Raw genomic sequence first — 12,465 nt, forward strand, 5'->3', positions numbered from 1 at the left:
TATTAACAATTCATGCTAAATTTCAATGTATATACATACTTAGAAATATTACAAAAAGTTGCGTTAGTTTAAATTAACCATTTAAACATAACATGTTGATTTCACTTTTATGATGCATGGGTCACAAGTTGCTGAGCTGGCACCCATACATTTAACTACATACATTATTAGTTTCAATATCGATAAAGTTAAACCCACTCTTGCTAAGAGTGTTACGTATTCACTACAAAGATGGGGATAACGAGGAGGGTACCGATTTAACAACATAAAAAGTGAACACGTTTTGTATGATTTATGTTGTGGTTTTTTATCACTGCCTATAGCCTTAGTCACTATAGTGAGAAGTATTGTTTTCGTTGCCAAGGCAACAGGTGCTGTGAAGGGTGGTTGTATTGTTTGGTTCTTTGTTATTCACAAAAGAGCATCCATTTCGTCGATTACGTTATCGTGTATTTTTGGACACCCATATTTATCGACCCTATGCACATTTCATGTACGGGGCGATTGTTGTTTTTCTACTTTTCACCATTTCTGACAAACTCGTTTTACAACAATATGCCGACCCAGTCGCCGCCGCCCGTATCCTTCTCGCAACCAGTGCATCCGTATTATTATATTGCGCTTCAAGATACCAATGGCGATGCTTGCCCATACTTGAAGTCGCGCTTTTTATCAGTGCTGGACTCATTGTTCATTTCGCTGGAGCCATTGCATTAAGCCTTGGAAACACCAACTACCAAAGTGGTAGTATTTTACTCATGCTCTACATTGGCACCTTTTCCCGACTCTCATTTGGCTATTCATTGACAGCGATCATTGGCATCATTTTGCCCTATATTCTTTACGTGCACCCCGCCCTAGCTGAACTCGAAGCCATGAAAGAATCAAACCATTATATGGTGGTATTAAGCACTGCCCTATTCTGCATTCTTGGCAGTTATCGTAGAGCACTAGAAACCAGAACGCGATTTGAAGAGAGCCAGAAGATACGCAGTCAATCAATTAAACTCGCGGCCTACTCCCAACGCCTTAAAGATATGAGTGAAACGGACGCTTTGACAAAAATCCACAATCGCCATTATTTGAATCAATGGATTCACCATGCAGAGCAGGCACCTCGACCTTTGAACCTCACATTCGTGATGTTAGATATCGATCATTTTAAACAGGTCAATGATCGTGACGGCCACCATGCGGGGGATCTCATCATCAGAAAAGTCGCTTCAGTACTCGCCTCAAATAAACCGGCTAACGGCCAATTGATTCGTTACGGAGGTGAAGAGTTTTTACTTATCCTTCCCGAGGGAGATATTCAGCGTATCGCGTCGCAAGTAGAACACCTACGTCAAAAATGTTCGGTCTCAAACCCAAATGGAAATGCTAACGTCACTGTGTCGGCCGGAGTCTACATTGCAAACCATCATAACGATAGCGTGTTAGCGGCGATCAATTACGCTGACAAGGCACTTTATAAGGCCAAAGCATCCGGAAGAAACCAAACGGTGATGCCTCAATGGAAGGGTTAATTAGCAACATTCAAAATGGTGCGTCATGCCGGTGAATAAATGGAAAGCTTAAAAAACTTGCCTTGAATGATCATAATAAAAGCGGCCATTGGCCGCTTTTATTTACACAACATAAAACACTTAATATCGATTAACGAATATCAATATGTTCAAAGCCTTTGATAAGATCATCCAGTGCTTTCATTTGTGCTAGAAACGGCTCAAGCTTATCGAGTGGCAGTGCCGATGGTCCATCGCACATCGCCGCGTCTGGGTTAGGATGCGCCTCAATAAAGAGTCCTGCAATACCTGTCGCCAGACCCGCTTTTGCTAATTCAACCGTTTGTTCACGACGACCACCAGAGGCTGCACCTGAAGGGTCACGCATCTGTAGTGAGTGTGTCACATCGAAAATGATCGGACTGCCGTTCGATACTTTCTTCATCACGCCAAAGCCCAGCATATCAACCACTAGGTTGTCGTAACCATGACACGCGCCACGCTCACATAGGATAATTTTCTCATTGCCACACTCGGCAAATTTATCAACGATGTTGCCAACTTGACCAGGGCTCATAAACTGAGGTTTCTTCACGTTAATGACCGCATCGGTTTTCGCCATTGCTTCGACAAGGTCTGTCTGGCGAGCAAGAAAAGCTGGCAATTGAATCACATCCACCACATCCGCGACAGGCTGAGCTTGAGCTTCGTTGTGGATATCGGTAATGATCTTCACACCGAACGTATCTTTTAGCTCCTGGAAGATTTTCAGGCCTTCTTCCAAGCCTGGGCCACGATAAGAATGTACTGAGCTACGGTTTGCTTTATCAAATGACGCCTTGAAAACGTATGGAATGCCTAGTTTCTCAGTCACTTTTACATAGTGCTCGCAGATTTGCATCGCCATATCACGCGATTCAAGCACATTCATACCAGCAAAGAGGGTAAATGGTTTGTCATTCGCTACTGGGATATCACCTACGTGAACGGTTTTAACTGTCATTGGATACTCTCTAATTTTTTAGTGAAGGATAACAGGCGCACGGCTGATCGCTGATACCTGTGTTTTCAGTAATTCAATCGCGGGGTCATCAGGGCATTGGTCGATAAAGTATTGGAAATCACTGGCGGCAACTTGATGGCAATCCAACTGCTGATAAATATAGCCTCGGTCTCGAATCTCATACGGGTCATCAGGAACAAACGTCAGCGCAAGGTCGGTACATCGCAACGCGAGTGTATATTTTTCTTCTCTTAACAAGGCGCTTTTTAACAACGCCAGCCAACGACCGATTACCGTTGGGTTATCAGACACGGCAAGATGCTTCGATTCTAATTTAGCCAAGGGGCCTTCATTACCAATCAGCCACGCACGTAATGTTGATTTTGCAACATACTCGCCATCATATGGATTGATATAACAGGGTGCTTCGTTTGGCCAAGTGACTTTCAACAAAAACTGCGTTGGAAATGTCACGGCCTCTACAGGGAAGCCTAGCTTGCTCGCCAGATAGATCAAGATAGCACCTAAGCTAACCGGTACCCCCTTTCTTCTTTCAAGCACCTTATCGATGAAGGCATTTTCAGACGAAAAATAGGCCTCGGTATCACCACCAAAGTTCCATTCTTTATAGAACAACCTGAGCAAGGCATCAAAGCGTTGTTTCTCATCGACTTCATGTGCCAAAGTTTGCTCAGCATCTTTTAGCAAACGAGCTAATTCTGCCTCAGCCCAGTGGTTTTGAGTGTCTGGATCAACAGCTTTATTTAAAATTAAAGCGCCTTCAACTAACGCGATGGCGTCAAAATCTTCATCAAACAGTTCGAGCATCGTTTACCCCATTAAGAATGGTGTTTTGAACATGGCAATCTTTGCTGCCATCATCAACCATCCTAGTGCACCGAAAAATGCACATATTCTAAGTAAGTTATTCTTGGCCAGTTTTAAAGCAAAGAAACCCAACGCAAAGTAAGCCAAGATACAAGTGACTTTCTCTGTCATCCATGGGGCGGCATCTGTAAACGGAATAAATCCAGTAATCATGATAAGTCCGATACCTGACAACAGTAGCAACGAATCATTGATGTGAGGGAAGCGCTTCAAAAACGGATGATTCACTTTTGGTGAGTTCATCATAATCAATCCAAATCTCACAGACAGCAGCGCAACACTCAGTGCGATCGTCAACAAGTGGAAATGTTTTAGTCCTTCATACATAGCTACTTTACTCTCTGTTATTATTTTTCGGCTTATTGTTTATTTTTATGGATTACAGTTTATTTTTATGGCTTACAGTTACTGCTTATGGTTCTACCACTCTAAGAGCTACCCGCGTAAAGCCAGATTATTATCCAGCTATCATCAATTACACACTACTGCCATTGGCCAAGTGTGACTCTGTCGTTACCCGCATAATCTTGTTCTGTGATGACATGTTTAAAGCCATTACTTTCCAAAACAGATCGCACCGCCGCTCCTTGTTCAAAACCGTGTTCGAACATCAACCATCCATTTGGCAATAAAAACGATGCCGCCTGAGCTGAGATCAACTCGATGTCTGCTAAGCCATTATTTTCCGCAATAAGCGCCGTTGATGGTTCAAACCGAACGTCACCTTGAGACAAATGGGGATCGTGCTTATCGATATAAGGAGGGTTAGACACAATCAACGAAAATCGTTTCTTGTCGTCAATAGGAGTAAACCAACTGCCCTGACAGAACGTGACATTCCCCAGACCGAGCTTAGTCGCATTGCCAGTGGCAAGCTCTACTGCATCTTGTTGATAGTCAACACCCACAAACTGACGCTCAGGTAACTCAGACGCTAACGCTAATGCGATCGCTCCTGTGCCTGTGCCTAAATCCAGGACATCGCCCGTTAGAGTGCTCGCCTTATCTAGCGCTAATTCCACTAGTCGCTCGGTATCAGGTCTTGGGATCAGTGTGCTGGAGGCAACATTGAGTGGCAATGACCAAAACTCACGCTCACCAAGAATATAAGCGACAGGTTCACCCTTCACTCTTCGAGCTAACAAGGATTCAAACTGCGCAGACTGCACGTCGGTTAAACACTTTTCAGGCCACGTCAGAAGGTAACTTCTTGGCTTATCTAGGGCATGGCAAAGTAACACGGCCGCATCAAGCGAAGCCGAATCACTACCTGACTCCGAAAGAACAAGCGATGCCCGTTTGAGCACCGCTTCAATAGATGATTCCAATATCATCAATTAGTTATTCTCAGCAAGCGCCGCAAGCTGATCGGCTTGGTGTTCCGTCAATACAGGGTCAATCAAGGTTTGGAGATCGCCTTCCATGATTTCTGATAAACGGTATAACGTCAGCGTGATACGGTGATCAGATACTCGGCCTTGTGGGTAGTTGTAAGTACGAATGCGATCACTACGATCGCCAGAACCCAATAGGTTACGACGAGTGTCAGAGACTTCAGCAGCACGCTTTGCAACTTCAGCTTGAGTGATACGCGCGGCAAGTACCGCCATTGCTTTCGCTTTATTCTTATGTTGCGAGCGTTCATCCTGACATTCGACAACGGTGCCGGTTGGCAAGTGAGTAATACGAATAGCAGAATCAGTGGTGTTGACGTGCTGACCACCCGCTCCCGATGCACGGAAAGTATCAATCTTCAGATCAGCGGCTTTGATCTCTGGGATCTCTGCTTCTGGTACTTCTGCCATCACAGCAACCGTACATGCTGAAGTATGCACACGACCTTGTGATTCGGTAGCCGGAACACGTTGAACACGATGTCCACCGGATTCAAACTTAAGCACACCGTACGCACCTTCGCCCGTTACTTTAGCAATCATTTCTTTAAAGCCACCTTGCTCAGAGATATTTGAGCTCATGACTTCGATGCGCCAGCCTTTCTTTTCTGCATAACGGCTGTACATACGGAAAAGGTCGCCAGCAAAAATACCCGCTTCATCACCACCCGCGCCGGCGCGGATTTCAAGGAAACAGTTACGATCATCATTAGGGTCTTTTGGCAATAACAGAACCTGAAGTTCATCAGCTAAGCGTTCAATTGTCGCTTTAGATTCGGCAATTTCTTCTTGCGCCATTTCGCGCATTTCTGCGTCATCTTCTTTTGCCATTTCTTCTGCCGCAGCAAGATCATCTTGTGCTTGCTGGTAGGCTTGGAAGCACTGTGTCACTTCTTCTAACTGAGAATACTCTCTCGACAACGCTCGGAATTTATTCTGATCGCCAATCACGCCAGGATCACCGAGCAGGTGTTGAACTTCTTCGTAGCGTTCAACCAGAGTTTCCAATTTCATTAGGATGGAGGATTTCATAATTGCTGTCTTATCTCAGGGTATGGCTTATTTAGTTTGGTCTAAACCCAAACTTTGTCTGATGACCGTCAGTTTTGCAGGATCACCCTGCTCGGCGGCATCTTGTAACGCCTTAGTTGGCGCATGAATAAGCTTGTTGGTTAATTTATTACTTAGCTCTAATAACACTTTTTCCGGATCGGAGCCTGTGGCTAAAGCTTGTAAACTTTTTGACAATAAATCGTGGCGAGTCTCATTCGCTTGTTTTCTAAACTCTCGGATACTGTCGACGGCTTGAAGTGAACGCATCCATGTCATGAACTGAGCACTTTCTTCGCTCACAATGACTTCCGCTTGGATCGCCTCAACTTTTCGTTGCTCGATATTGCCATCAACTATCGATTGCAAGTCATCAACAGTATAGAGGTAGGCATCGTTCAATTCTCCCACCTGTGACTCTATATCACGAGGTACCGCGATATCGATCAACAGCATCGGCTGATATCGACGTTGTTTAATGGCAGTTTCGACCATCCCCTTACCAATAATGGGTAGCGGGCTCGCCGTCGAGCTGATCACAATGTCTGCACGTGGCAACACATCAGGAATCTCATTTAGAGCAATAACCTGGGCACCAAACTGAGAGGCCAGCACATCCGCGCGTTCTTTGGTTCGGTTGGCCACAATCATTTGTTTACAACCATGCCCTTGCAGATGTTTCGCTACCAGTTCTATGGTTTCACCCGCACCGACCAATAGGACCACGGAGTCAGCGATGGTTTCAAAAATTTGTCGTGCTAACGTACAAGCCGCATAAGCGACTGACACCGCACTGCTGCCGATCTCTGTTTCAGTTCGAACTCGCTTTGCGACGGAAAACACCTTTTGGAACAGTTTCTCGACGCTGCCATCAATCGCGCGTAACTCTCTTGCGTCAGAATAGGCTTGTTTCACCTGCCCTAAAATTTGCGGCTCACCAAGAACTAAGGAATCCAAACCACATGACACGCGCATGAGATGCCGAATTGCCGCTTGTTCCTCATGAACATACAACGAAGGTTTCAGCTCTTCTGCAGCAACACCGTGAAACTGAATCAGCCAATCAATCAGTTGTGTTTTACTGAAACTACCTGTGTCACAGTATATTTCGGTGCGGTTGCACGTTGACAGGATGACGGAGCCATTTACCTTGCTATTTTCTTTTAGCTCATTCAGGGCTCGGTCGAGTTTTTCAGGCGGAAACGCCACCTTCTCTCTAAGATCCACTGACGCTGTATTATGGTTGATACCAATGGCAAGCAATGACATGTAAAGCGAATTCTCTGATACGGATATGACAAATAGGTCGGAATTTTACTTGATGGCACGCTTTAATGAAAGGCTCAGACCAATTTGTTTTCCTGAGTTTGTGGGTTTGGTGCTATAGTCTTTCAATATTGTATTGAATTTGAACAATAAACCAGCACGTAAGATGTTTCCTATGCTTAAGCTCTCTCGCCAATTTTTCTATACGTTACTCGCCTTTTACCTTGTAGGTTGTACCAGCGTACCACCTGAACCTAAAAGCGTAGAATGGACCGCTCATCGATCTGAACTTTCCTCTCTTACCCAGTACACTGCGATTGGGAAGTTGGGCTACGTTTCTCCAGAGCAGCGACAAACCCTCAACTTTCAATGGACACACTCCCCTAATTTTACTCAAGTTAGGTTGACCACCTTCCTAGGGCAGACCGTCTTAAATTTAACGTCAACGCCCAGCGGGGCTTTCATTGAAACCTACGACGGCCAAAAGCTAAGTGGCAAAAATGTCAATCAACTCATTTATCAACTTGTTGGTTTAGATATTCCCATTGAGCAACTTCAAGATTGGCTTATCGGCCTTCCGACGACCGCTGATACTTATCAGTTAAACAGTTTCAATACCGTGGGCAGCTTGACAAAACAATTACAAAATAAGTCATGGCAATTGGAGTACGAGGCATACCGAAGCTTTACTCTTACAGACTCAGAGCAAACCCTTCCTATGCCTACTCGTATGCTGCTCACGCAAGGCGACACCACTCTAAAACTAGTGGTCTCTAAATGGACAATGAAACAATGACCGCGAAGCAAACCACACGGTGGCCTAGCCCCGCAAAACTGAATCTATTTTTATACATCACTGGCCGCCAAGCTAACGGCTATCATGAACTCCAAACGCTATTCCAATTCATAGACCTGTGCGATCACCTTGAGATCACACCCAACGACAGTGGCACTGTCACCCTATCCCCAGACATTGATGGTGTGGCCACGCAAGACAACCTAATTTGGCGAGCCGCTACCGCGTTGCAAAAATACGCCATCTCAGGTGCGCTTTGCGCTAATCCACGCGGCAAATCACTGGGGGCACATATTCACCTCACGAAGATCTTGCCGATGGGGGGCGGGATTGGCGGCGGCTCTTCCAATGCAGCAACGGCATTAGTCGCACTCAATTATTTGTGGCAGCTCGACTGCACCACAGATGAGCTTGCAAATATAGGGCTAGCACTCGGGGCTGATGTGCCGGTTTTTGTGCGTGGTTTTGCGGCATTTGCTGAGGGTGTAGGTGAAAAACTATCACCAGCAGAGCCGAAAGAAAAATGGTATTTGGTTGTCAAACCAGAGGTCAGTATCGCAACGGTCGATATTTTCACGCATCCAAAATTAACTCGAGATACGCCAAAACGAGACTTACCAACGCTTTTAGACTCGCTTTACGTAAACGATTGCGAAAAAATTGTCCGAATGCTGTACCCAGAGGTTGATAAGCAACTTTCTTGGCTGCTACAATACGCGCCGTCGAGATTGACGGGAACCGGATCTTGCGTTTTTGCTGAATTTAACAGCAAAGAGAGCGCAGAGAAAGTTTTTCACCACCTTCCTGACAATGTCTCCGCTTATGTAGCGAAAGGGTGCAACCGCTCTCCTTTACTAGAGACCTTGGCTAATTACCAATTAGCCCAAACACAATCTGTTTAAACTAGACGCAACCCTGAGGTTTCCACCGTGCCTGATATGAAGCTATTTGCTGGTAACGCTACACCTGAACTAGCCCAACGTATTGCTGATCGTCTATACATCTCTCTTGGAGATGCTACTGTTGACCGTTTTTCTGATGGCGAAGTCGCTGTTCAAATCAATGAAAACGTTCGTGGTAGTGATGTATTCATCATTCAGTCAACTTGTGCGCCAACTAACGACAACCTAATGGAGTTAGTGGTAATGATTGATGCAATGCGCCGCGCTTCAGCAGGCCGTATTACTGCTGTAATTCCTTACTTTGGTTATGCACGTCAAGATCGTCGCGTACGCTCTGCTCGTGTGCCAATTACAGCTAAAGTTGTTGCTGATTTCCTTTCTAACGTTGGTGTTGACCGTGTGTTGACTATCGACTTACATGCTGAGCAAATCCAAGGCTTCTTCGACGTACCTGTTGATAACATCTTCGGTACACCAGTACTGCTTGAAGATATGGCTAACCGTGGTCTAGAAGATCCAGTCGTTGTGTCTCCTGATCTTGGTGGTGTTGTACGCGCTCGCGCAACAGCAAAAGCACTCGGTGATATTGACATCGCGATCGTCGATAAGCGTCGTCCACGTGCAAACGTGTCTGAGGTCATGAACCTTATCGGTGATGTTGAAGGCCGTGACTGTGTCATCGTCGATGACATGATCGATACTGGTGGCACACTGTGTAAAGCAGCCGAAGCTCTGAAAGAACGTGGCGCTAAGCGTGTATTTGCTTACGCAACACACGCAGTATTCTCTGGCAACGCCGCTAAAAACATCAAGAACTCAGTACTTGACCAAGTCATCGTGACTGACTCAATTACATTGACAAAAGAAATGGCAGCAACCGGTAAAGTTCACCAGTTAACGCTATCTTCTATGCTGGCTGAAGCGATTCGCCGTATTAGCAACGAAGAGTCAATTTCTGCGATGTTCAGCTCTAAGTAAGCGTTCAACGTATTATAAAAAACCACTTCTTGATGAAGTGGTTTTTTTGTATTCACGTTTTGTGTCTCCACTTAGTGTGCTATCATACCGCGCTTTTTGATATTCAAGAGAGATCGGTCCGTTGACTCAGCAGATAAAATTACTTGTAGGCCTAGCCAACCCAGGTCCCGAATACGCGAGAACGCGCCACAATGCAGGAGCATGGGTGGTCGAAGAGCTTGCTCGAATTCATAACATCACCTTAAAGAATGAACCAAAATTCTTTGGCCTAACTGGTAGAATCCAGGCTAATGGCAGTGATCTTAGAGTATTAGTTCCAACAACATTTATGAACTTATCAGGTAAAGCCATTGCCGCTTTAGCCAAGTTCTATCAAATTCAACCTGAAGAAATCATGGTCGCTCACGATGAGCTAGACTTACCTCCAGGTGTTGCTAAGTTCAAGAAAGGTGGTGGTCATGGCGGTCATAATGGCCTCAAAGACACCATCAGTAAGCTCAGCAACAATAAAGACTTCTATCGCCTTCGGATTGGTATTGGCCATCCTGGACACAGAGACAAAGTCGCAGGCTATGTATTAGGTAAAGCACCAGCAAAAGAGCAAGAATGCCTTGATGCTGTTGTCGATGAATCTGTACGCAGTCTTGATATTTTACTTAAAGATGGCCTGCCAAAAGCACAAAATCGCCTACACACGTTCAAAGCTGAATAAGGTTACAATCATGGGTTTTAAATGTGGCATCGTTGGATTGCCAAACGTTGGTAAATCAACTCTGTTCAACGCACTAACAAAAGCAGGAATTGAAGCAGCAAACTTCCCGTTCTGTACTATCGAACCAAACACTGGCATCGTTCCTGTTCCAGATTTACGTCTAGACGCCTTGTCTAAAATTGTTAATCCGCAAAAGATTTTGCCGACAACAATGGAATTCGTTGATATTGCAGGCCTTGTGGCTGGCGCATCAAAAGGTGAAGGCTTAGGTAACAAATTCTTAGCTAACATCCGCGAAACTGACGCGATTGGCCACGTTGTTCGTTGTTTTGAAAACGACAACATTATCCACGTTTCAGGTAAAGTATCACCGATTGATGATATCGAAGTGATCAACTTAGAATTAGCATTAGCCGATCTTGACAGTTGTGAACGTGCGATCTTCCGCAATGCTAAAAAAGCAAAAGGCGGCGATAAAGACGCAAAATTTGAAACTACTGTACTTGAAAAGTTACTACCAGTGCTTACTGAAGGTGGCATGGCACGTACCGTTGAACTGGCAAAAGAAGAACTCGCAGCGATTGGCTACTTGAACTTCCTAACCCTTAAACCAACGATGTACATCGCCAACGTTAACGAAGACGGTTTTGAAAACAACCCGTACCTTGATGCCGTTCGTGAGTTTGCAGCCAATGAGAACAACGTGGTGGTTGCCGTTTGTGCAGCCATTGAATCTGAGCTGTCAGAACTTGATGATGAAGATCGCGTAGAATTCCTCGCCGACATGGGTATCGAAGAGCCGGGACTTAACCGTGTGATTCGATCGGGCTACGATCTTCTAACGCTACAGACTTATTTCACCGCGGGTGTTAAAGAAGTACGTGCATGGACGATTCCTATCGGCGCCACGGCACCACAGTCTGCTGGTAAAATTCATACTGACTTCGAGAAAGGCTTCATTCGTGCCGAAGTCGTTGGTTACAATGATTTTATCGAATTCAACGGTGAATCTGGAGCAAAAGATGCGGGTAAATGGCGTCTTGAAGGCAAAGATTACATTGTAAAAGATGGCGATGTAATTCACTTCCGTTTCAACGTTTAACAAAGCAATTGTTGTTTTGTATAAAAAGCCAGCACCTGCTGGCTTTTGTTGTTTTTAAAGCCTTAGCGTAAAACTCAGCTATCAAATGACTCGTAACAAATAACACCATTTAGCTGGTGCTTATATAACAGTTTTTGATCACAAACGACGCTATTTGTTTAAAAAAAACTCGAACAGCACTTTTTAGTGGATTTCTTCAAAAAAAAAGTTGACGCATTTGTCTCAACTACGCATAATGCGCCCCGTTCTCAGCGATAAGGCAACTTAACGCCGGGAGTGAAAAATTGAAAAGAAATGGCTACTTAGCTCAGCTGGTTAGAGCACATCACTCATAATGATGGGGTCGCAGGTTCAAATCCCGCAGTAGCCACCATTTCAAATTTTCTTGTAACAGGAACAACAATGCGGTCGTGGCGGAATTGGTAGACGCACCAGATTTAGGTTCTGGCGCCGAGAGGTGTGAGAGTTCAAGTCTCTCCGACCGCACCATTCTTTAGAAATAAAGAATCAAGTATGATGACTTTGAGTTTCAAGTACTCTAAACAATCCTGTTGGGCTATCGCCAAGCGGTAAGGCACTGGCTTTTGATGCCAGCATTCCCTGGTTCGAATCCAGGTAGCCCAGCCAACATTTTGTTTTATTGAATAGAAGTTTTTCTTAAATTCGGTAGAACTAGAGATAAGATTGTATTATATTGTCTCGCTTGCAAAACATGGCTACTTAGCTCAGCTGGTTAGAGCACATCACTCATAATGATGGGGTCGCAGGTTCAAATCCCGCAGTAGCCACCATACAACGTTATCTAGATTCTCCAATGTCTTTATAACTATATATTCATCTCTAAGTCTGTACTTAGGTTGAAAAGCTTT

General features: G+C 44.8%; 12 protein-coding genes and 4 tRNA genes. 10 read left to right on the forward strand and 6 right to left on the reverse strand.

Going from position 1 to position 12,465, the window contains the following annotated elements; translation table 11 throughout:
- Window positions 1–392: 392 nt before the first annotated feature.
- The gene (locus AB4405_RS05995; RefSeq protein ID WP_372060040.1) at window positions 393–1,526 is read left to right on the forward strand and encodes a diguanylate cyclase; all 1,134 of its coding nucleotides are present in this window, start codon (window positions 393–395) and stop codon (window positions 1,524–1,526) included.
- Between the two features lie 130 nt (window positions 1,527–1,656).
- Here AB4405_RS05995 and kdsA read toward each other — a convergent pair whose 3' ends face one another.
- The 6 genes from kdsA to hemA all read right to left on the reverse strand — a co-directional run bounded on the left by kdsA (window position 1,657) and on the right by hemA (window position 7,109).
- Window positions 1,657–2,508 (reverse strand): 3-deoxy-8-phosphooctulonate synthase, encoded by an 852-nt coding sequence (gene kdsA / locus AB4405_RS06000; RefSeq protein ID WP_102470836.1) that lies wholly within the window; start codon window positions 2,506–2,508, stop codon window positions 1,657–1,659.
- An 18-nt stretch (window positions 2,509–2,526) separates the two neighbouring features.
- Window positions 2,527–3,336, reverse strand: coding sequence for a SirB1 family protein (locus AB4405_RS06005; protein ID WP_102470835.1), 810 nt, complete (start codon window positions 3,334–3,336; stop codon window positions 2,527–2,529).
- Window positions 3,337–3,339: 3 nt separating this feature from the next.
- Window positions 3,340–3,723, reverse strand: a complete 384-nt coding sequence (locus AB4405_RS06010) for a SirB2 family protein (protein ID WP_372060041.1) — start codon at window positions 3,721–3,723, stop codon at window positions 3,340–3,342.
- 155 nt (window positions 3,724–3,878) lie between these two features.
- Entirely contained in the window at window positions 3,879–4,730 is an 852-nt protein-coding gene (gene prmC, locus AB4405_RS06015; RefSeq protein ID WP_372060042.1) for a peptide chain release factor N(5)-glutamine methyltransferase, read from the reverse strand.
- Window positions 4,731–4,733: 3 nt separating this feature from the next.
- Window positions 4,734–5,822 (reverse strand): peptide chain release factor 1, encoded by a 1,089-nt coding sequence (prfA, locus tag AB4405_RS06020; RefSeq protein WP_372060043.1) that lies wholly within the window; start codon window positions 5,820–5,822, stop codon window positions 4,734–4,736.
- A gap of 27 nt (window positions 5,823–5,849) precedes the next feature.
- Entirely contained in the window at window positions 5,850–7,109 is a 1,260-nt protein-coding gene (hemA, locus tag AB4405_RS06025) for a glutamyl-tRNA reductase (RefSeq protein WP_372060044.1), read from the reverse strand.
- Window positions 7,110–7,281: 172 nt separating this feature from the next.
- Between hemA and lolB the strand changes: the two genes are divergently transcribed.
- From lolB to AB4405_RS06070, 9 genes are all read left to right on the forward strand, one after another.
- Window positions 7,282–7,902, forward strand: a complete 621-nt coding sequence (gene lolB / locus AB4405_RS06030; RefSeq protein ID WP_372060045.1) for a lipoprotein insertase outer membrane protein LolB — start codon at window positions 7,282–7,284, stop codon at window positions 7,900–7,902.
- Window positions 7,884–8,804, forward strand: coding sequence for a 4-(cytidine 5'-diphospho)-2-C-methyl-D-erythritol kinase (gene ispE, locus AB4405_RS06035; RefSeq protein ID WP_372060046.1), 921 nt, complete (start codon window positions 7,884–7,886; stop codon window positions 8,802–8,804). The genes lolB and ispE overlap by 19 nt, the downstream gene beginning before the upstream one ends.
- A gap of 27 nt (window positions 8,805–8,831) precedes the next feature.
- Window positions 8,832–9,782 carry a ribose-phosphate pyrophosphokinase gene (locus tag AB4405_RS06040; RefSeq protein WP_102470828.1) on the forward strand — a complete coding sequence of 317 codons (951 nt, stop codon included), beginning with the start codon at window positions 8,832–8,834 and terminating at the stop codon, window positions 9,780–9,782.
- 121 nt (window positions 9,783–9,903) lie between these two features.
- Complete coding sequence (gene pth / locus AB4405_RS06045) at window positions 9,904–10,494, forward strand: aminoacyl-tRNA hydrolase (protein ID WP_102470827.1); 591 nt, start codon at window positions 9,904–9,906, stop codon at window positions 10,492–10,494.
- 10 nt (window positions 10,495–10,504) lie between these two features.
- On the forward strand, window positions 10,505–11,596 hold the full coding sequence (gene ychF / locus AB4405_RS06050) for a redox-regulated ATPase YchF (protein WP_102470826.1): 1,092 nt from the start codon (window positions 10,505–10,507) through the stop codon (window positions 11,594–11,596).
- A gap of 296 nt (window positions 11,597–11,892) precedes the next feature.
- A tRNA-Met gene (locus AB4405_RS06055) sits at window positions 11,893–11,969 on the forward strand.
- 31 nt (window positions 11,970–12,000) lie between these two features.
- Window positions 12,001–12,085: transfer RNA gene (locus AB4405_RS06060), tRNA-Leu, on the forward strand.
- Between the two features lie 63 nt (window positions 12,086–12,148).
- Window positions 12,149–12,223, forward strand: a tRNA-Gln gene (locus tag AB4405_RS06065).
- 87 nt (window positions 12,224–12,310) lie between these two features.
- Window positions 12,311–12,387: transfer RNA gene (locus AB4405_RS06070), tRNA-Met, on the forward strand.
- Window positions 12,388–12,465: the final 78 nt, after the last annotated feature.

The organism is Vibrio sp. 10N.261.51.F12 (genome assembly GCF_041471725.1).
Classification (GTDB): Bacteria; Pseudomonadota; Gammaproteobacteria; order Enterobacterales; family Vibrionaceae; genus Vibrio.